This is a genomic window from Mucilaginibacter sp. UYCu711 (assembly GCF_050433825.1).
GTDB lineage: Bacteria > Bacteroidota > Bacteroidia > Sphingobacteriales > Sphingobacteriaceae > Mucilaginibacter.
Genome location: NZ_JBNPWM010000012.1, coordinates 23,923 through 43,374, shown reverse-complemented (window position 1 = coordinate 43,374; position 19,452 = coordinate 23,923). Strand labels below are relative to the sequence as shown.

The 19,452-nt window shown below is 43.0% G+C and carries 18 protein-coding genes; 4 read left to right on the top strand and 14 right to left on the bottom strand.

The features are described from left to right. Positions 1 to 693: a response regulator transcription factor gene (locus tag ABIB50_RS22635; RefSeq protein ID WP_429383524.1), complete on the top strand. Its 693-nt coding sequence runs from the start codon at positions 1 to 3 to the stop codon at positions 691 to 693. Between the two features lie 95 nt (positions 694 to 788). On the opposite strand, the gene ABIB50_RS22630 is transcribed toward ABIB50_RS22635, so the two are convergent. The 5 genes from ABIB50_RS22630 to ABIB50_RS22610 form a co-directional block, all read right to left on the bottom strand. Beyond that, the gene (locus ABIB50_RS22630; protein WP_429383522.1) at positions 789 to 1,406 is read right to left on the bottom strand and encodes a class I SAM-dependent methyltransferase; all 618 of its coding nucleotides are present in this window, start codon (positions 1,404 to 1,406) and stop codon (positions 789 to 791) included. Next, positions 1,396 to 2,283 (bottom strand): UbiA family prenyltransferase, encoded by an 888-nt coding sequence (locus tag ABIB50_RS22625; RefSeq protein WP_429383520.1) that lies wholly within the window; start codon positions 2,281 to 2,283, stop codon positions 1,396 to 1,398. The genes ABIB50_RS22630 and ABIB50_RS22625 overlap by 11 nt, the downstream gene beginning before the upstream one ends. 27 nt (positions 2,284 to 2,310) lie before the next feature. Next, on the bottom strand, positions 2,311 to 3,585 hold the full coding sequence (locus ABIB50_RS22620) for a metallophosphoesterase (protein WP_429383518.1): 1,275 nt from the start codon (positions 3,583 to 3,585) through the stop codon (positions 2,311 to 2,313). Between the two features lie 13 nt (positions 3,586 to 3,598). Then, positions 3,599 to 5,104 (bottom strand): sigma 54-interacting transcriptional regulator, encoded by a 1,506-nt coding sequence (locus ABIB50_RS22615; protein WP_429383516.1) that lies wholly within the window; start codon positions 5,102 to 5,104, stop codon positions 3,599 to 3,601. Positions 5,105 to 5,186: 82 nt separating this feature from the next. Next, positions 5,187 to 6,284 carry a vWA domain-containing protein gene (locus ABIB50_RS22610; RefSeq protein ID WP_429383514.1) on the bottom strand — a complete coding sequence of 366 codons (1,098 nt, stop codon included), beginning with the start codon at positions 6,282 to 6,284 and terminating at the stop codon, positions 5,187 to 5,189. A 546-nt stretch (positions 6,285 to 6,830) separates the two neighbouring features. Here ABIB50_RS22610 and ABIB50_RS22605 point away from each other — a divergent pair. Continuing rightward, complete coding sequence (locus ABIB50_RS22605) at positions 6,831 to 9,215, top strand: ABC transporter permease (RefSeq protein WP_429383512.1); 2,385 nt, start codon at positions 6,831 to 6,833, stop codon at positions 9,213 to 9,215. Between the two features lie 203 nt (positions 9,216 to 9,418). Then, a complete protein-coding gene (locus ABIB50_RS22600; RefSeq protein WP_429383510.1) occupies positions 9,419 to 9,700 on the top strand; it encodes a GNAT family N-acetyltransferase in 282 nt (93 codons plus the stop codon). On the opposite strand, the gene ABIB50_RS22595 is transcribed toward ABIB50_RS22600, so the two are convergent. After that, positions 9,701 to 10,576 carry a carbohydrate kinase family protein gene (locus tag ABIB50_RS22595; protein WP_429383509.1) on the bottom strand — a complete coding sequence of 292 codons (876 nt, stop codon included), beginning with the start codon at positions 10,574 to 10,576 and terminating at the stop codon, positions 9,701 to 9,703. A 226-nt stretch (positions 10,577 to 10,802) separates the two neighbouring features. Between ABIB50_RS22595 and ABIB50_RS22590 the strand changes: the two genes are divergently transcribed. Beyond that, positions 10,803 to 11,486, top strand: a complete 684-nt coding sequence (locus tag ABIB50_RS22590) for a hypothetical protein (protein ID WP_429383507.1) — start codon at positions 10,803 to 10,805, stop codon at positions 11,484 to 11,486. A 6-nt stretch (positions 11,487 to 11,492) separates the two neighbouring features. Here ABIB50_RS22590 and ABIB50_RS22585 read toward each other — a convergent pair whose 3' ends face one another. From ABIB50_RS22585 to ABIB50_RS22550, 8 genes are all read right to left on the bottom strand, one after another. Further along, positions 11,493 to 12,374, bottom strand: coding sequence for a cupin-like domain-containing protein (locus ABIB50_RS22585; RefSeq protein ID WP_429383505.1), 882 nt, complete (start codon positions 12,372 to 12,374; stop codon positions 11,493 to 11,495). A gap of 260 nt (positions 12,375 to 12,634) precedes the next feature. Then, entirely contained in the window at positions 12,635 to 13,183 is a 549-nt protein-coding gene (locus tag ABIB50_RS22580) for a fasciclin domain-containing protein (protein WP_429383504.1), read from the bottom strand. 263 nt (positions 13,184 to 13,446) lie between these two features. Continuing rightward, on the bottom strand, positions 13,447 to 14,577 hold the full coding sequence (gene hemW, locus ABIB50_RS22575) for a radical SAM family heme chaperone HemW (RefSeq protein ID WP_429383502.1): 1,131 nt from the start codon (positions 14,575 to 14,577) through the stop codon (positions 13,447 to 13,449). 37 nt (positions 14,578 to 14,614) lie between these two features. Further along, on the bottom strand, positions 14,615 to 14,902 hold the full coding sequence (locus ABIB50_RS22570; protein ID WP_429383500.1) for a HigA family addiction module antitoxin: 288 nt from the start codon (positions 14,900 to 14,902) through the stop codon (positions 14,615 to 14,617). A 27-nt stretch (positions 14,903 to 14,929) separates the two neighbouring features. Next, complete coding sequence (locus tag ABIB50_RS22565) at positions 14,930 to 15,238, bottom strand: type II toxin-antitoxin system RelE/ParE family toxin (protein WP_429383498.1); 309 nt, start codon at positions 15,236 to 15,238, stop codon at positions 14,930 to 14,932. Positions 15,239 to 15,463: 225 nt separating this feature from the next. Beyond that, positions 15,464 to 16,753 carry a glycosyltransferase gene (locus tag ABIB50_RS22560; RefSeq protein WP_429383497.1) on the bottom strand — a complete coding sequence of 430 codons (1,290 nt, stop codon included), beginning with the start codon at positions 16,751 to 16,753 and terminating at the stop codon, positions 15,464 to 15,466. A gap of 13 nt (positions 16,754 to 16,766) precedes the next feature. Continuing rightward, positions 16,767 to 17,135: a hypothetical protein gene (locus ABIB50_RS22555; protein ID WP_429383495.1), complete on the bottom strand. Its 369-nt coding sequence runs from the start codon at positions 17,133 to 17,135 to the stop codon at positions 16,767 to 16,769. Between the two features lie 50 nt (positions 17,136 to 17,185). Continuing rightward, a complete protein-coding gene (locus tag ABIB50_RS22550) occupies positions 17,186 to 19,069 on the bottom strand; it encodes a glycoside hydrolase family 97 catalytic domain-containing protein (protein ID WP_429383493.1) in 1,884 nt (627 codons plus the stop codon). Between the last annotated feature and the right edge of the window lie 383 nt (positions 19,070 to 19,452).

Below are 19,452 nucleotides of genomic sequence, written 5' to 3'. Positions count from 1 at the left end.
ATGAATAAAGAGATAAAAATAGCGCTTGTTGAAGATGACGAAAACCTGCGTTTTTTGGTTGCTGAGCGTTTAGGATCAGAAGGATATAAAGTGCTTGAAGCCACTAACGGTGATGATGCCGAGACCTTGATATTGGCCGAACAACCCGACATTGTGTTGTTAGACTGGATGCTGCCCGGCAAACAAGGTGCCGAGGTTTGTACCAGCATCCGCGCTAAAGGGTTTGACGGTATTGTTATAATGACCACTGCCAAACAACAGGATATTGATAAAATAGAGGCTTATGGCTTTGGTGTTTCTGACTATGTAACCAAGCCGTTTAATATGGATGTGGTGGTTGCGTTAATAGAGAATAAGATAAAATTCGCGCTAAACAACGAAAAATCAGAGACGTATGCGTTTGCCAATATGGAGCATCACCCCAACACGCATTTACTGATACGTGATGGCCGAAAAATTGAGCTGACGATATTAGAGAACCGCATACTATTATACTTTCTTAAAAACAAAAACAAGGTTATTAACCGCGAGGAGTTGATGATGGAAGTATGGGGCTACAATGCCGACGTTAATACCCGCACACTGGATATGCACATTGTGCGCCTCCGCAAAAAAATAGAAACAAACCCGGATTATCCGCAGTACTTACAAACTGTAAGGGGCATTGGGTATAAATTTGCATACGTGGTGTAAGAAAAAAAATCGAGGGGTGTCACCCTGAACCCGTCGAACGGTGAGCGTAAAGGCCTTTGCCCGCGTGCTTCGACAGGCTCAGCATGACCCCCTTTTTATTTGCTGAAAACAGCCGACACCACAAACTCCCAAAAAAAAGTTTTCTCAGTAATAACGGAATAATCGTGTTGTTTAAACTGCTGCTCAATGTGCGGGAGGACTGAAGTTTCTATCCCGCATATCGCGCGAAAAAATAAAAACATACTTTTCAATAGTACATTTTGCCACCATCTGCCGGTTAGCTGGAAATCAGTATTCAGCCATAGTCCGCCTGTTTTAAGCTGATGATGTAAGTGGCCAAATACTTTTTGTAATGTTTCTTCTTTAAAATTATCGAACAGGAAGGGGGTGATAACAACGTCGAATTTTTCGGTAAAAATAACGTCCTCAACAGCTTGATTAATATAAGTCACCCTATTATCTCCATAGTTTCTGCTTTTTGATAATGCCATCATTTTTGAAGAGATCTCCACATACGTGATAGTTAGCCCGGTAGGATGGACGCGGGCCAGCTCTTCCAGTATCCAACCCGTACCGCCGCCAACAATCAATACGCTTGAATTGGGCGGCACATAAGGCAACAGGTAAACCTGCGCGTTAACTAACGCCTTGCCATATATTAGTCTTGATAAGCGATCATAGAACCAGGCCGAATTATCGTAGTTAGATGGCATGTTTAATACTGTTAAACACTACCAGCATCACATACTGCAATATCAATACCCCATCAAGGTAAAAAAAGTAGTAATATTCGTTACGTTTCCATTTGGACTTGAAGATGAGCCAGCCGGCCAGTATCGCGGTTAATGTCAGCGCGAAGAAATTAGCATTAAAGCCGTTGTTTCGGTACAAAAATAGCAACACAATATAACCCGCTAATAATATCTGACAAAACAGGTAGGCTCGTTTTTCGCCTATTGCAACAGGTACGGTTTTAAGGCCCGATTCGCGGTCCTCAAACAGATCGCGGATATCAAACGGAACAGTTAATGCTGCAATGAATAAAAAACGCTTAGCAAGCAGGATAGTGGTGTCACGCAGCGTAATGTTGGTTAGGTGCATGTCTTGCGCCTCCAATACGGGTAACAAAACACTGCTCATGGTCCACACCAGGGTTATTAAAAATTGTTTAAGCCCGGGTATATTACGCAGGCCAAATTTTTGATCGCCGAGAGAGAACAATGGTAAGCTATAGGCAAAGGATATTGCTGCCAGGAATATAAGCAGTATCCTTGACTCCATGGATATTAAAAAGAATAATGGAATTAAGGATAGTATAGCTACAATAGTAACCGTAACCATCAGTCTGTGGTGAGCAAAGAACCAGCGTATGCGCCGGTTTTCAGACTTTTCGGGATTTTTGGGTTTGGTTAATAAAATAGAAAAATTATAAATGGCGACAGTCGACACAAATAATAAAGCACATATCGTGTACAAGGGCCGGGAGCCTATCAGGTAAAAAACAACCAATCCCTGCGCCACCGCGCATAAGGCCATAAAAATATTGCTAAACAGCAAAAAATCAAAAACAGGCTGTAATAGTTTTTTCATTTATGATAAACTGCCCACCTATAACTGTCAAGCTTTTTGTAGTAAAGGATCATGAGCAGATCGAAGTGTAAATATCGTAATCTCCGGCAATATTCCAACCCTGCCGGGGATGCCTAAAAATCCATAACCTACATTTACGTACAATTGCTGGGCTCCCTGGCGGTACAATCCGGCCCATTCCTTGTAAATATATTCAACCGGGCTCCACTGAAAATGCTCGGCACGCACACCAAACTGCATCCCGTGTGTATGGCCGGAAAACATGCAGTCTATCTGCGGATATTTCTTCAGTACTTCGGCCTGCCAATGGGATGGATCATGCGATAAGAGTAATTTTACAGGTAGCTCATCAGTGCCTTTAACTGTAGCTTCCATACGGCCATATTTAGGGAAACGGGATAGCTCTCCCCAGTTTTCGCACCCCAGTATGCCTATCTCTTCGCCATTTACTCTTATACGCCGATGCTCGTTCAACAATAAATCCCATCCCATGTTTTTATGAGTGGCTATCAGGTCATCGTGGTTTTTTTTCTTCGCTGCCGGGTTGGGCCACCACGAATAATCCCCATAGTCATGATTGCCGAAAACCGAAAATACACCCAGTGGCGCCTGTATTTTGCTAAATACATCCTGATAGTCGCGCATTTCCGACGCGATGTCATTCACCAGATCACCGGTAAAAAAAATGATATCCGGCTTTTCGCGCAGCAGCATATCAACGCCCCCTTTTACGGCTGTTTTATTATAAAAACTCCCAGAGTGGATATCAGATACCTGCCCAAGTTTAATACCGTCAAAAGCTTTAGGCAGATTGGGCAGGTACAGGGTTTGATAACGCACCCGGTAATCATAAGTACCTGCTACCATACCTATACCTATGGATGCCAGCGGAACAGCCCCCGCTATTAAACCCGCCTGCATTAAAAACTTAGAACGCGGGATGATATCCGAACCGGCTGCCGTTACTTTATTGGCGGATGTTACCGGTTTTTTCCTCAGGCGGATAACGAACCTGCGTACGTCATCGGCCACCACAAAAAATAAGAAAGTAAACTTAATAACCGACAGTACAAAAAATGATAAGAGCACACCTGCACGTACGCCAACCGGTAGTTTAAAGTATATACAAGCTATAGTAGCAAGTATAAGCCCCAGCGAAAATACAATATATAACCGCCTGACGATCTTTTGGATGTGCGCTGCACGCTTTTTAAAGGCAGCGGCAAACCCACCGGCCAAATACAGATCTACCGTAAAAATAACGGCGCCTACTAAAATAATTGTAAATAATTGCCCGTGCATCTATCAGCTATCGTTAGTAACGATCGTCATCTATATCCAGATCGTCATCATCAGGCTGCAAATTAAACAAACTATTAAACATATCAGAAAATGCGAAACCATTATCCAAAAATCCTTTGCTTAGTTGTGAGAACTCGGCAAGTCCATGCAGCACAAACTCCATTAAAATTAGTTGCTGGCTCTCTACCAAACGCGGGTGGATTTTTTTTACCAACTCTTTTAACCCGGTAACCGAGTTCAATACTTTTTTATACTCGGCAAGCGGCAGGTCATCTAAAACAGATAGCGTATTGCCCTCACTAAACCAGTTTATGATCTCGGCATATGGGTTTGGCGCTTTGGCTTTCTTAGCTTTCTCCGGGTCGGGGAAAAATTTAAGCAATAATGTTTTTATGGCTTTGCCGATAAGGATATTGGCAACTTTTGCAGGGCCTTCCAGTTCGCCCTCATAAACCAACTCTATCTTGCCGGTGATAGCAGGGATAACACCCAAAAAGTCGGCGATACGTACAAAAGTTCTGTCCTCGTGGTTAATGATCATCCGGCGTTCGGCATTGCTGATCAGGTTCTCATAGGCCGATATGGTTAAACGTGCAGATACACCTGATTTTTTATCGATATATTCAGAATTACGTGCCTCAAAAGCAATTTGCTCTACCAGGTCCTTTACCAAACCATCGGCTTCTATAGTAACGCGTTGATCTTGTGTAAGCGATGCTTCCTGTTGGGTGATCTTACGCGAGATCTCTACCGAGCGTGGGTAATGTGTTAATATCTGGCTTTCTATCCGGTCTTTTAACGGTGTAACTATCGATCCGCGATTGGTATAATCTTCGGGGTTGGCCGTAAATACAAACTGTATATCCAACGGTAAGCGCAGTTTAAAACCACGGATCTGGATATCACGTTCCTGTAGGATATTGAATAGCGATACCTGGATCCGCGCCTGCAGATCGGGCAGCTCATTGATAACAAATATGCCCCTGTGCGCACGCGGGATCAACCCAAAGTGGATAACTCGCTCGTCCGAATATGTTAGCTTCATGGTAGCAGCTTTAATTGGGTCAACATCGCCAATTAAGTCGGCAACGGTAACATCGGGCGTAGCCAGTTTTTCGGTATAACGCTCGCTGCGGTGGATCCAGGCAATAGGGGTATCATCGCCTTTTTCCTGCACTATATTATGCCCGAACCATGAAATAGGGTTCAACGGATCATCAAACAATTCAGATCCTTCAATATATGGCACATACTCGTCCAGTAAATTAACCAGCAAACGTGCAATACGTGTTTTAGCCTGACCGCGTAGGCCCAGCAATAAAATATTGTGGCGTGATAAGATGGCAGTTTGCAGGTCAGGGATTACCGTATCCTCGAACCCGATAATGCCTTCAAAGCCACCCTCTTCTTTTTTCTTAAGCTGGGTAATTAAATTTCTTCTTAACTCATCCTTAACCGATTCGCTTTTATAGCCCGATTGCTTAAGCTGGCCAAGGGTTTTTATATCTGTTTTATTCATGGTTGTGATTTCACTGATTGGGTGATATTGATTTCACCGATTTTTATATGTTATTATCCTCCCCCTTTAGGGGGCCGGGGGGCTACCTTACATTCTTCCTTCTGTTGCGTGCGTAATCCTCAAAAATATATTCGCCTAAATTGTTTAGGGAGCTATAAAATGCTTTGCCGCCGTTGGTCTCCGTAAACTGCCTTACAAACTGCTGCAGGTAAGGGTCCTTGGCTATCATAAATGTGGTGATAGGTATTTTAAGGCGCTTGCATTGCGCGGCCATGTTAAGCGTTTTGTTAACCACTTTACGGTCCAGCCCAATGCTGTTTTTATAGTACTTGGTGCCTTCCTTTAAACAGGTGGGCTTACCATCGGTAATCATAAAGATCTGCTTGTTGGTTGTTTTACGGCGACGTAGCAAGTCGGTAGCTAACTCTAAACCCGCATAGGTATTGGTATGGAAAGGGCCAACCTGTAAATAGGGCAGGTCCTGCAAGGTAATGGGCCAGGCATCGTTACCAAAAACCACAATATCCAGCGTATCCTTAGGATACTTGGTGCGGATCAGTTCGGCCAGCGCCATAGCTACCTTTTTGGCCGGCGTTATCCTGTCCTCGCCATATAATATCATGGAGTGCGATATGTCGATCATCAGCACGGTAGAAGTCAGGGTTTTATAATCCATTTCCTCTACTTCCAGGTCGCGCTCGGTCATCATAAAATCGCCTATGCCGTGGTTAACCTGAGCGTTGTGGATAGATTGGGTCATGTCTATCTGGTCAAGGCTATCGCCAAATTCAAACTCACGGCGTTCCGAGTTGCGCTCGTCGCCCTGCCCGCTTTGCGGCGAGCGGTGGTTGCCTTTGCCCGATTTTTTAAGCTTACCAAAGATCTCTTCTAAAGCCGACTGGCGGATGCTCTGCTCCGTCTTAGCCGTGATATTAAAATTACCGCTTTGGTTATCTTCGTTCAGGTAGCCTTTTTGTTTAAGCTCGTCAATAAAATCGCCCATGCCGTAATCGTCATTGGTAAGTTTATATTGCTTGTCCAGCTCATTTAGCCAGGCCAGGGCTTCGCCGGCATCGCCCGCGGTATAGTTGAGCAATTCCAGGAATAACTTTAATAATTCTTCAAATCCGCCTTTTGGAATTTGGTTGGGGGTAAACTTCGAAAATCCGAAACCACGCATATTTTGCCTTTCAGTTATAAAATAACGTATTATTTTGCGCAAAAGTTTGATGCAGGCCAGTATTAGTTTGAATTGTTAGGCTGATATGACAAAGGGAAGAGAGATTAGTGATTGGAGGTTTGAGATTAGTTAATGATGATCGCCTGCTATGCTTGTTTCACGAAAATGCGAAACAAATGAAACAAGTGAAACAGGATTTTGAATTAACTTATTAAAAATCAATATATTAAGAAAAATGGGTGAAACAAAATGAAACAACTTTTACGTTAGTACATTTGAGTATGATTTCGCGGGTTTAATTTGATAATCAAGCGATTATAGAAAGACTGCTTTTGCAATTTGAAACCGGGTTTTTGTTTCAATTTTTCATCAGGATGAAACAAGATTTTAATAAGAATAAACTTAAAGGGCTTATACAAAACCGAACGATACGCTGTTCGGTTTTGATACAAGACCTGATTGTAAATTAAATTTAAGTAATTGATTATTAGTTATTTAAATTGATGGCATGGAATTTTGTTAACGATAACATCAATCATCAAAAATATGTTTAAAAACTATTTTAAAATTGGGTGGCGTAACCTTAAAAAACATAAGGTACATTCGTTTATAAATATTGCCGGGTTGGCAGTAGGTATGGCCGTTTCTATGCTAATAGGCTTATGGATATGGGACGAGGTATCGTTTGACCATGTTTTTAAAAACCACGACCGTATCGCGCAGGTAAAGCAACATTTAACCAACAATGGCGAAATGCAAACCTGGGAACAGGTGCCTTATCCGCTGGCGCAGGAACTGCGCAAAAGCTATGGCAGCGATTTTAAATATGTAGTGATGACAGCCGGTTTCGGCGACCATATTTTGGCCATCGACAATAAAAAAATAACCATTAAAGGGGGCTTTATGGAAACACAAGGCCCGGATATGCTTACGCTGGAAATACTGAAAGGGTCAAAAAATGGACTGAAAGATCCGTCATCCATTTTAGTTTCGGCAGCTACCGCTAAGGCTTGTTTTGGTGATGCCGACCCGATAAATAAAACACTTAAAATAGATAACAGTATTAATGCCAAAATAGCCGGTGTTTATAAAGACCTGCCGCAAAACTCCACGTTTTCCGATATGGGATTTACCGGATCATGGGAAATGTATTATAATAATACCGAATGGGTACGCACTATGGGCGAACCATGGCGGCCCAACGCTTTTGGCTTGTATGTGCAACTTGCAGATAAGGCCGACCTGGCAGCCGTATCGTTTAAAATCCGCGATGTAAAGCTGCGTAAACTTAATGCCCAGTTGGCTAAAAAGAAACCTGCGCTTTTTTTACAAGCAATGAACGACTGGCATTTATATAACGAATTTAAGGATGGTAAAAACACAGGCGGGCGGATCCAATATGTTTGGATGTTTGGCATTATAGGTGTTTTTGTGTTACTGCTGGCCTGTATTAATTTTATGAACCTGAGTACTGCCCGGTCAGAAAAACGTGCCCGCGAGGTAGGTATCCGCAAAGCGGTAGGCTCATTACGCAGCCAGCTTGTTTACCAGTTCTTCAGCGAGTCGTTAATATATGTGGCCGTTTCATTTGCATTGGCTTTGCTGTTGGTGGTTTTAAGCATGCCCTATTTTAACGAGGTGGCCAATAAAAAAATGGAGATACTTTGGCAATCGCCGGTTTTTTGGTTATTAAGTATCGGCTTTAGCTTAATAACCGGGCTAATTGCCGGCAGTTACCCGGCGTTTTACCTATCGTCGTTCGAGCCGGTTAAGGTACTTAAGGGGTCATTCAGGGTTGGCAGGTTTGCAGCAATACCCCGCAAGGTGCTGGTTGTAGTACAGTTTACGGTTTCAACCGTGCTTATCATTGGCACTATAGTAGTATTTGGGCAAATCCAATATGCAAAAAACCGGCCCCTCGGTTATGATCGGGACGGATTGGTTGCCATAACCTTACGCACCCCTCAAATTAATAGCCATTATGATGCTGTAAAAGATGAACTGATGAAAACCGGCGCAGTTACCGGGACAGGCATAGGAGATGTAGCCCCTATAGAATATAGCGGCAGTACCAGCGGAATTGAATGGAAAGGTAAGGACCCTAATCTTAGCGTGGATTTTACCAAAGCGGGCGTATCTGTTGGGTATGCTAAAACAGCCGGCTGGAAATTTAAACAAGGGCGTGATTTTTTGCCCGAATTTAAAACAGACTCGAGCGCGCTCATAATGAACGAAGCCGCTATTAAGTTTATGGGACTGAAAAAGCCTGTTGGTGAAACCATCCATTGGTTTGGCCAACCTATGACTATTATTGGTGTTATAAAAGATGTAGTTGCCGATTCGCCTTACGGCCAGGTAAAGCCGGCTTTTTACTATTTTAACCGCGGCGCGGCAGGCAACCTGCTGGTAAAAGTAAACCCAAGAGTAAGCATGGCCCATGCACTTGAAGCTATAGCCCCGGTCTTTAAAAAGTTTGACCCCGAGCAGCCATTTGAGTACAGGATAGTCGATGATCTGTATGCCCAAAAATTTGGTAACGAACAAAGGATAGGTAAACTGGCAGCTTTTTTTGCCAGCCTGGCGATATTGATCAGTTGCCTGGGCCTGTTTGGCATGGCATCGTTTATGACCGAGCAGCGTGTAAAAGAAATAGGCGTGCGCAAAGTATTAGGCGCATCAGTATTTAATTTATGGAGATTATTGTCGAGCGATTTTTTGGGACTGGTGGCTATATCGTTATTAATTGCCAGCCCTGTGGCCTGGTACCTGATGCATAACTGGTTACAGCATTTTGATTACCGCTCAAGCATATCAATATGGGTGTTTGTTGTAACAGGAGCAGGTGCCTTAATAATAACCCTGGTAACGGTTAGTTTTCAAACAATAAACGCATCGTTGGCAAACCCTGTAAAAAGTTTGAAGTCTGAATAGCGTGTTAGCTCCCCTGTCGGCGTCGACTCACCCGGTCGGCGCTTCGCTGGACCTGCCCTCTCTTCCGCAAGCGGGAAAGAGGGCTATTTATCTGGTAATTTACCCTCTTTCCGCCGAAGGCGAAGAGAGGGTCGACAAGCGTAGCGATGTCGGGGTGAGTCGACGCGGACAGGTATTTACTATTTTCTTGCTACCTTTAACCTATGTACGAAGACATCCTGCTAAACAACAATACCGCCCTCCACAACTTTGAATTATTTGTTGACGGGCACCGCGCGTTTATAGACTATAAACAACACGGCGATAAATATTTCCTGATCCACACAGAGGTACCGCCCGAACTGGAAGGCAAGGGCGTTGCCGGCGCGCTGGTTGAAAAAACATTTAAATACCTGGAAGCAAATAACTTTAAAATGGTGCCTTATTGCGCCTATATTAAAACCTATTTAAAACGCCACCCCGAATGGGAGCGGTTGATGGAATGATTATTTCTTCATCAATTCCATCAACCCTTCAACATACAGCGGATTAGCGCCGCGCTTGCTGGCAACAAATGCACCTACCGCGCAGGCTCTTTCTAAAATCTGTGGCATTGGTAATTTATTTAACAACCCAACAATAAAAGTAGCCAGGAACGCGTCGCCGGCACCAACGGTGTCAACTACGTCAACTGTAAAACCCGGGTGCTCATAAAATTCATGATCGTGCCATACAATGGCGCCGTTATCACCGCGGGTTACGCAGATGGTTTGCGCATGATATTTACGGCGGAACTCGTTGATCTTATCTTTCAGGTCGCCTTTTTTAGTGCTGATCAACAAGTTTGCTTCTTCTTCGTTCATCTTTACCACGGTGGCCCTTGCTGCCAGGTTTTGTATGGTCGACAGGGTATAATGCGGCGCCCGCAGGTTAACATCAAACACCCTTAAGGCAGATGTCTCATCCAGCAGGTTAAGTAAAGTATCGCGGCTGGTTGCTTCACGGCAAACCAAACTACCGAAAACAATGGCGGTCGCCGTTTTAGCACATTTAATAAGTTCGGGTTTGGGTTTAATATTATCCCATGATACGGGTTGCGGTATAATATAAGTAGCCTGTTGGTTTTCGTCCAGTTGCACAGTAACCTCACAGGTAGGTAATTTGTCGCCTGTTTGGATCAATTCGCTGTACAGGCGGTTATCCTTTAAAAAATTTATTAATGCTTTGCCCGATGCATCGGTACCTACGCGGCTTGCAAATACAGCCTGCGCGCCTTGCTGGGCCAGGTGGAAAGCCACATTCATGGTTGCGCCGCCGGCTACTTTCTCATCGCCAAACGCATCCCATAAAACTTCGCCGAAACATAGTATAGTTTTCTTCATATAAAGGTCGAACTAAAAAGCCCAAAGCTATAATGTTTTTTTGGCATTAACATTAACTTAATGTTATGATTATTCAGGCAGCACAATAGCCTTTTAATTTATATATTAGGGTTATGAAAAAGCATCTGCTCATTTGCCTGTTTATTTTCTCCCCAAACCGCGGTGACCTTGAGGGAGCTGGTGGTAAGTGGGTGATAGTTTGTGACCATACGAGTTAAGAACAATAATGGGATTATCTAAAAGACCATCACCACTTAAAGTAGTATTAATCGGTTTCGGATTGTATATACTGGTGGAGTTTATCATGGTTATTATCCCTGCTATCAGGAATGGGTTTGATTCGTCGCACACACCCTTGCCGGAGCACACCACTTTACTTACATATTCTGTACAAAGCAAATTACCGCAGGCTTTTGTTTATAAAAGCAAAATTCAAGGGGCGCAGTCAAACTATGTTTTTGCTGACGGTTTCCATTTTACGATTTATCAAGTTGCTTTGAAAATCAATCAACCACTGAGCCGGATATTAAAGCTAAACGACAAAGAACCAAATAGAACTTACGAGGTTTTTAGCCCCTATCAGGAAAGTGAGTTTTTAAAAATGACCAAATCTACAAGTGCGGTAGATAGCGTCTCGGCAGTGTACTTCAGATATAATGGGCAATTAATAAAAAGTTTTGTCCAGAACGATAGCCTGGCTTATTATCATTTAAAATATAACAAGTTCTCTATATCGTATGATGATGCCGGCAATGATGTTTGGAGTATTGCAAAGCAGTCTTATCAACCGTCAATCAGCGTAGCTTTTATAAAAAAGGAAAAGACGTTGTATGTAGTTATGTTATACAGGACCGAAAATGAAAATCTCGACTTCCCGGCAGATAAGCTGTATAATATGCTAAAAAAGTAGTTGTAATCACCTGGGCTCACTATTAGCCAGCGCCCTATCGGCACGTTTAACTGCCAGGCGCTCACGATACCGGGCATATTTGCCTTTAAACGCCATCTTAAATAAACTATCCAAACCACCCTTTATGGCAAGGTTGTATACACTGGCCGCTTTACGCGTTAGCGAACTATCCCATGCCCGCAGGCTTAATGAATAGCCTCCGTCTAAATATTTCATCCAATGCCAATAGCCGGTTGGCATAAACAGGGTATCGCCATGTTCTAAAAATACTTCAATGCCTTCAACACCGTCAAGCGCGGGAAATTTTTTAACATCCGGGTTGGCTACATCATAATCCTCGAGCGCATAGGTTGCATTGGGCAGGCAGTAAAGGCGGCGCTTCCATTTATTTTCAAAAAGGATAACGTGCTTGCGGCCATGGAAATGGGTATGGAAAATATGCGGCAAATCAATATCATAATGCAAAAACGTAACCGAATCTGAACCGCCAAAAAACATGGCCGGCATGCTTTCTAAAAAGCCGCCCATCAGGTCTTTGGGTAAATCAATATCATTAAGTAGTTGGGGCGCCTGTTTAAATATATTGAAAAAGAAAATACGAAGCTCGGTAGGCTGGCTCATTATCAAATCTATATACTCGTCAAAAGGCATCTCGGCCGCGGCCGAATTGATGGGTTTTGATGGGTCGGCTTTGGCATTATCATATAAGGGGACAACCTGCTTGCCCACAACTTGCTTTAAATATTCGGGTGTCCATTTTTGGCGGGCGGGCCAATTGGTGGTAAGGCCTTTAATAACCAACGGCCGGCGGGCGTCTAAGTAATTCTTTTTAAAATCAGCAGGGGTTATAGAATCAACAGTATTAATAGGGCGCAGTTTAAAGCTCATAGCTGAATTTTAATGGGATCGCGAACTAATGGTGTCGCGTTACCCTAAACCAACAAATAAGCAAAACAAATGCAAACTCTGCGTTAAGCTATTATTAAATATAAAACGTTGTTGCGGCTGATAATTCTTTGACGCAAAAAAACCCGGCGCTGCGCAACCGGGTTTTCCCATTTTGTGAGATAGATTTAAATAATTATGACTACGGTTTCAATTCTGCCAACGAACTACGGCAAATTGCTTACCGCCAAATCATAAGGTCTTTATTTAGGCATTAATACCGTATTTATTACATGTATTACGCCATTGCTTTGGTTAACGTCGGCAATGGTTATCCATGATTTGCCTCCTTTTTCATCAACCAGGTATAATTTTTTACCTTGGGCTTTTACCCAAAATTTACCACCTTGTACGGTTGTTAATTCGGTTTTGCCCATGCCGGTTTTTACTTTCGCCCACAAATCGGCAGCGCTCAATTTACCAGCCACAACGTGGTACGTTAAGATTTTTGTAAGCGTTGCTTTGTTCTCTGGTTTCACCAGGGTTTCTACCGTGCCTTTTGGTAACTTGTTAAATGCTTCGTTAGTTGGAGCAAATACAGTAAACGGACCGGCAGATGATAACGTCTCTACCAAACCTGCAGCTTTAACAGCGGCAACAAGCGTGGTGTGGTCTTTAGAGTTTACAGCGTTCTCAACAATGTTTTTTGTTGGATACATGGCAGCACCGCCAACCATTTTGGTTTGGGCATAAGTGTTAGGAGCAATTGCAATAGCCACTAAAGCAAGTGCCGAGATAATTAATTTTTTCATGTTTTTGATTGTTGTTATTTGGGAGGAGATACGGTAGCCCACCGCACCCGGTTTTAAGTTTATTAGAGCCGCAGGTGCTAACAGTTTAAAAACCGAAATGCCTGAGTGTGCGTAGGTACGCCACTTTTAAAAAGCTTATTTTTCGTCCCCTCAGGGTCTCTCGGCGAGGACCCTGAGGTTGCACTTAGGTCCTCAGGGTCCTTTTCAAGAGACCCTGAGGGGACATCGGAATTATTTTAAAAGTCTCCCCTACCGGGGGAGATTTAGAGGGGGCTAAAAAAGAGTTCGGCAGCAATATGGTCGGCATATAATTTGCCGGTTTGGGTGAGATTGATTTTGCTGTCTTTTTTTTCGATCCAGCCCTTGTCCAGGAATGGTTGGGCTTCTTTTAATAGCAGGGCCGCCGTACCGCCGGCGATGTTATTTAAATGATCAATATCTAAACCCCAGCTGGTGCGCAGCGAGGTCATGATATATTCATTCAGCCGGTTAGTTTCTGTTAAAACTTCTGTCTCGGCCGGCAATTCATTGTTATAAATGGCTTGGATGTATTTTGCGTTGTTGGCAATGTTCCACTGCCGGGCCCCGCCATTGTAGGAGTGTGCCGATGGGCCTATCCCCAAATAACTTACACCACGCCAGTAATTAGAATTATGCCTGCTGTAATGGCCGGGCTTACAAAAGTTCGAGATCTCATAATGCTCAAAACCTTTCTCCTGCATAGCGTCCATCAACAGGTTAAACTGTTCGGCGCTTTGCTGCTCGTTCATGGCGGGCTGTTTTTTGTTGCGGATAAACGATGCAAGGGCAGTTTGCGGCTCAACCGTCATGGAGTAGGCTGATACATGGGGCACATCCAACTCAAAAACTTTATTGACGTTATGCTTCCACTTTTGTTCGGTAAGCAGCGGGTAGCCATAGATCAGGTCGACGGTAATGTTCTCAAACCCGCTATCCTGCGCGCGTTTTACTGATGCCTCGGCTTCGTTGGCGCGATGCACGCGGTTCATCCATTGCAGATCATCATCAAAAAAAGATTGGATGCCTATGCTAAAACGATTGATGGACGTTTGGCGCAAGGCTTGCAGTTTGGCTTGGTCCAGGTCGTCAGGGTTAGCTTCGAGGGTAATTTCGGCATCGGTTGCTACAGTATGTAAACCCGTGATGGTATCTAAAAGCAGGTTGATCTCGCTTGCTTCCAGTATTGAAGGTGTGCCACCGCCAAAGTAAATAGTTTCGATAGTTTGATTTTGCAGGTAGTTTTTTTGCAGCTGTATTTCTTTTACCAAAGCCTGCAGCATATCGTCTTTATACTTTAACGAAGTGCTGAAATGGAAATCGCAGTAATGGCAGGCTTGTTTGCAAAAGGGAATATGTAGGTAGATGCCGGCCAAAATGTAAAGTTTATATGAAGTTTAAGATCGGTAAATATTATACCATTTCGTGCCTGGCAATATACAGATCGTATTCCATTTGCATACTCAACCAATGGCTGGCGCTTATTTCTAAAAGCTTTTCAATCTTTAGGGCAAGCTTGGCTGATATATGCCTTTTACCAGCAAATATTTCGCTTAAATGGTGTGGTAAAATATCCAACTCTTTAGCTGCATCTTTCTTTAACAGGCCTCTCTCTTCAATTTCTTCCAGCAAAAATCCACCGGGATGAAAGGCCTCTATTTCAATTTCATTGCCATTATGATCTAATACTTGATTAACCATAGTAATGTACACGCCCCCTGGCGCATGTTATGAGTAATGATTGGAAATTTCTTCAATAGAAATAACTTCAAAATTACCCTGTTTATCTATTCCGAATATGACACGATAAGCAATATTCAATCTAATGGAATATTTATCTTCATATCGTTTTTCTTTCAATTTTTCAAAATGAAGGCTTTTGTTATTTCTTAAGTCTTGCGTATTCCTTGCATTCTTTATTTGAAATATACGTTTCTTGTAAGCCTTAATAACTTCATCAGAAAACTTTTGCTTTCCCAATAGTGCCTGATCTTTTGCCAGTTCTTCTAAGTAACTGTCTTTAAAGTTTATTGTCATTTCAAAAAATTTAAGCCCCTTCCTTGAAAGAGCAGGTTTGCAAACCGTTATGCTACGTTAGATAGCCAGCTTTAATTAGTAATTTCATTTTTGTCATCGCATCCAATTTTGATTAAAGGTTCAATTGTAATAGGTTATTAGTGTAAAGGTAAAATAAGTTTTTGAAATAACCAAATTTTGGTAATATTAATCATGAACTCTTTGCGGCGCGCCGCCTTTTATTCTTTATATTTCTATTGGTACCGTATTAATTGTAGCCAAAAAGTATCTCTCAATTTCGTTTACCGCATTTTCAAGCCCCTTCTCATTCCTTATCTTTTGACCCATGATAGCCACCTGATCCTTAACCTCCCTTGTTTGAACTTTCGTTATCGCCGAAAGTAACCTATTCGCATCGAGTTTTTTGACCGGGATATGAACTCCCAAATTTCTCCGTTCTACAATCTTCCCCCAGGTTGGCTGATCAGTATAAAATGAAATAATAATTACCGGCAAATTGTGGCGTAACATAGCTGCCAGCGTGCCTGCACCACCATGAAATACGCCCGCCTTACATTTTGGTAAAACCGCCCCATGGTTTACATATTTTGTTACGAATAGGTTTTTATGTTCGGGCAGGTTTTTAAACAATGACCAGCCTGTACAAAATAGGATCCGTTCATCGGTCTCATTTAAAATAGAATTTAAAATGTTTGTAAACTTTTCAATATTGCCTACCCCATTACTCCCAAATCCCATGTATATAGGTTTATCTCCCTGCTGTAACCACTCGTCTAATCCGTGTGGGTTTTCCTCCGGGAAATCATTCGGTTTTTGTCTTTCGGGAACTGTTAAAAAGCCGGTTATTTTATGACTGTCGTCCCAGTCTTTGGGTTGCGGTATCAGGCTTGGGCTTAGGCAATGCAAATCAAGTGGTTTTTGTCTGCCAACATAAGCTAAAAGATTTTCTTTTAAAATTGGCAGGCCTAATTCCTGCCTGAACCCATTTACTTCACTCTTTAAAAATCTCCAGAAAAACAGGTGTGCCAGCTTATAAGTCAGTTTGTTATACAAAGGGAAATTCAGGAAATCAAAGTCGCCCAATGGAAATTCAGTAGTCGGGATCACCGGGGGCATAAAATAAGTAAACGCAAGTTTCTTGTTTTGTTTTTCGGCAATTGCACTTGTAATTGGAACTGTAGCGGCATTTGCTATAATGAAATCCACCTTGCTAATCCCCTCGATAAAACTTTTGCGTAGCGGTACCCTTATTTCATGCATTAAGCTAAAAAAACACTTCATCAGCTTAATGGTGTTCGCCGTTTGTAGCAGGCCCTGCCCCTCGGCCGCATTCATTCCTTCCTCGGCATTACCATACAACGGATGGAAGGTAATGCCAAAACTCTCTACTAATTCTTTAAAATTTTCAGGGGCCGCTATCAGTACCTGGTGCCCATTTTCCATAAGCCCCAATGCCAAAGCTATATATGGCTGTACGTCGCCCCGCGTTCCGTAGGTGAAAATTCCTATATTCAATTGTGATTCAAATTTAGTAAGAATGTGAGATAGTTTCAAAAGCAAGCGTGTCCTTTTCAAAAAGCACTCTGATGTTGCTTTCCATAGGATATCCATTTGTAAAATATCCTCTGTAAATAACGGTGTCCTTCTTTGTGTTTTTTACATGCAATATATAATGTCCGTCAATCTTCGGATTTTTTTTAAAGCATAACGGTTTTGTTTGGGACGCATTACAATCAGCACTAATCACTACCGAGTCTGTACCGTTTGATACCGTTAAATTCGATTGGGTAGCTGATTTGTTAATGAAAATGAAATTAACCGCAGCGTCACAGTTAAGGTTTTTCTTATTGGCACAGCCAATTAACAATAACAACGCGCACAGGGTAATTAATTTCATAATGGTTTAGTTTAAATTTAGATAGCCACTATGGTAATTAGTTACAAATGCTAAAACCGCCCCACAAAACCGCCACCTGGCGCTAACTTTATAGTCAGCGTGCTATTAGGCCCCAGTGTTTGCTCTTTGCGATTAATAGCGGTGTTAATATCCTTATCATCATATATTAAAGTCGCTTTTACAGATTTTTTCAAAAAACTTAGCGGAATCTTTATTTCCTGTTCGGTATCACCATTCATAACCCCCACCCACCAGGTAGTACCTTTACGACGGGCATAAGCAACTACTTCGCCCATTTTGGTAACGGGCAAAACGCGTGTTTCATCCCAAACGGTAGGCACTTGCTGGAACAGGTCGAACATCGGGCTTTCCAGGTAAAACTTATACTGATCAGAAAAGTGAGTAATTGGCGACAGGTATACAATAGCCTGCGCAAACTCATGCGCCCAGGTAAATTTGGTGGATGTAAGTTGCTCGGGATCCAGCATCACCGGGGTAATATCCGCCGCGCCGGCCATCAGCCGGGTAAACGGCAGCGATACATCCTGCTCAAAAGGTTCTACCCGTTTATACCTGGTCATGTGCCATTCATTACCGCGCACGGCTTCGCGGGTAATATCGTTAGGATAAGTGCGGCGTAACCCGGTGGGCTTAACGCTTCCATGGAAGTTTACCATTAATTTCAGTTCGGCACAATCCTGCAAGGCACCCATGTACCATTGCATAATATCGGTAGTAGCCTGCGGGATAAAGTCTATTTTAATGCCTGTTGCGCCCAGCGCTTTTATCTTTTCCAAATAAACCCGTCGTTTTTCGCCTTCGCGCATTTCCTTCGAGTCTACCCAAACAATTGATTTTACGCCAACGCTTTTGCCGTAAGCAATTACTTCGCCAAGCAATGCCCATTGGTCTTTACCCGGGGTGCTCCAGGTACGCCAGCCATCATCAACCAGGTAATATTCCCATTTTAATTTTGCTGCCGCGTCATACCAGTTTTTCTGGTCCTCGTAAACCGGGCTGCCAACGCTCCACCATTGCCACATGCAACGGCCGGGTGCTACCCAGCTAAAGTCCTGGCCTTTGGCAGGCGGGGGGCAAAGGTTCATTAACAAGTCAGAGTTTATTAAGCCGGTTAAATTGTTAGCGATGATGGTTGTCCGCCAAGGCGATACCTTTTCGCCGTTGTAAGTGCCGTTTAAAAATTCCGGCCTGTTATCTGCCCGCTCCTTAATATCCCATCCCTTTTTTGCAAAAGGGAAGTAAGCCTTAAAAGCATTACCGTTTCGCATAAAACACATGTCCGAAAAATTCTCACAATCGGCTTCAGAGATAGAAAGATAATGCCCGGCAACCTGCATCGTGATCGGCCCCATAAGCGTACTATCCTGCGGAACATCGTCAAGTCCGGTCACCTTGCTCAAAGCCTCATAGGAAGCATCGTACCCCGACCATGCTACCTTGCTTGTTTTTGCAGGCAGGTTCCAGGTGGTAGTTTCGCCATTTATCTTTTTTGAGCCTGCAGGCAGGACATACCTAATGCCAATGCCATCGTTATAAACCCTAACTATCAGCTTAAATATTTTACCCGAGGTTTCAACCGGGATGGACGCTTCGTTAGCTTTACTTGTAGCTACGCTATGGTTGCCTGGTAAAGTATAGCTGTCATTAATTTTAGTAATTATAGGTGCCCACCTTAGTTTAGCGCCGCTGCCCAGGTCAATATCATCTATGGTTATCCCCAATGGCGATGGTGCCAATAGCTGTACGTTTTTACTGGTAACAGTATAGGTAAGGCGGCCATCGGGTGCAATGTATACTTTTACGATAAGCTGTTTATCGGGGCTGGTTATACTGATGTAAGTAGCAGCAAAAGCTGTATTTGCGCCTGTAATTAAACATAGGGCGGTAATAATAACTTTAAACAGTTTCATCATTTGTGGGCTCGTTAAGATGTATATAATGTAGGTTATGCTAATTGCAAGGTGCTCAAATATAATGTATTTGCGAAAGGTAATTGATAAGTAGCCAGTGCCTAACGCATTAAAATTCGAATTGGCTTAAGGAGGCTCCGCCGGAGCCTTTGATTATAATGTCTAAACCACCGCCTTTGGCGGTAGGTTAGGGGTGGAGGCTATGCTAGAACCATAAGCTCAGTTTCTGAAGCGACTATGATTGTTTAGGTGAGATTGCTCACAGGACATTTAAAGCCACCACCTTAGGTGGTGGTTTTTTACTTCTGTTGGTTGTGCTATAAACAGGCGACTCCTCCGGGGTCAACGCTACAATAGAAAAGCTCCGGAGGAGCTACCTGTTTGTA

What these genes read in the sequence shown, in the direction of transcription:
- ABIB50_RS22635 (WP_429383524.1), top strand. Translation starts at nt 1, where the DNA reads ATGAATAAAGAGATAAAAATAGCGCTTGTTGAAGATGACGAAAACCTG.
- ABIB50_RS22630 (WP_429383522.1), bottom strand. Translation starts at nt 1,406, where the DNA reads ATGCCATCTAACTACGATAATTCGGCCTGGTTCTATGATCGCTTATCA.
- ABIB50_RS22625 (WP_429383520.1), bottom strand. Translation starts at nt 2,283, where the DNA reads ATGAAAAAACTATTACAGCCTGTTTTTGATTTTTTGCTGTTTAGCAAT.
- ABIB50_RS22620 (WP_429383518.1), bottom strand. Translation starts at nt 3,585, where the DNA reads ATGCACGGGCAATTATTTACAATTATTTTAGTAGGCGCCGTTATTTTT.
- ABIB50_RS22615 (WP_429383516.1), bottom strand. Translation starts at nt 5,104, where the DNA reads ATGAATAAAACAGATATAAAAACCCTTGGCCAGCTTAAGCAATCGGGC.
- ABIB50_RS22610 (WP_429383514.1), bottom strand. Translation starts at nt 6,284, where the DNA reads ATGCGTGGTTTCGGATTTTCGAAGTTTACCCCCAACCAAATTCCAAAA.
- ABIB50_RS22605 (WP_429383512.1), top strand. Translation starts at nt 6,831, where the DNA reads ATGTTTAAAAACTATTTTAAAATTGGGTGGCGTAACCTTAAAAAACAT.
- ABIB50_RS22600 (WP_429383510.1), top strand. Translation starts at nt 9,419, where the DNA reads ATGTACGAAGACATCCTGCTAAACAACAATACCGCCCTCCACAACTTT.
- ABIB50_RS22595 (WP_429383509.1), bottom strand. Translation starts at nt 10,576, where the DNA reads ATGAAGAAAACTATACTATGTTTCGGCGAAGTTTTATGGGATGCGTTT.
- ABIB50_RS22590 (WP_429383507.1), top strand. Translation starts at nt 10,803, where the DNA reads ATGGGATTATCTAAAAGACCATCACCACTTAAAGTAGTATTAATCGGT.
- ABIB50_RS22585 (WP_429383505.1), bottom strand. Translation starts at nt 12,374, where the DNA reads ATGAGCTTTAAACTGCGCCCTATTAATACTGTTGATTCTATAACCCCT.
- ABIB50_RS22580 (WP_429383504.1), bottom strand. Translation starts at nt 13,183, where the DNA reads ATGAAAAAATTAATTATCTCGGCACTTGCTTTAGTGGCTATTGCAATT.
- ABIB50_RS22570 (WP_429383500.1), bottom strand. Translation starts at nt 14,902, where the DNA reads ATGGTTAATCAAGTATTAGATCATAATGGCAATGAAATTGAAATAGAG.
- ABIB50_RS22565 (WP_429383498.1), bottom strand. Translation starts at nt 15,238, where the DNA reads ATGACAATAAACTTTAAAGACAGTTACTTAGAAGAACTGGCAAAAGAT.
- ABIB50_RS22555 (WP_429383495.1), bottom strand. Translation starts at nt 17,135, where the DNA reads ATGAAATTAATTACCCTGTGCGCGTTGTTATTGTTAATTGGCTGTGCC.
- ABIB50_RS22550 (WP_429383493.1), bottom strand. Translation starts at nt 19,069, where the DNA reads ATGATGAAACTGTTTAAAGTTATTATTACCGCCCTATGTTTAATTACA.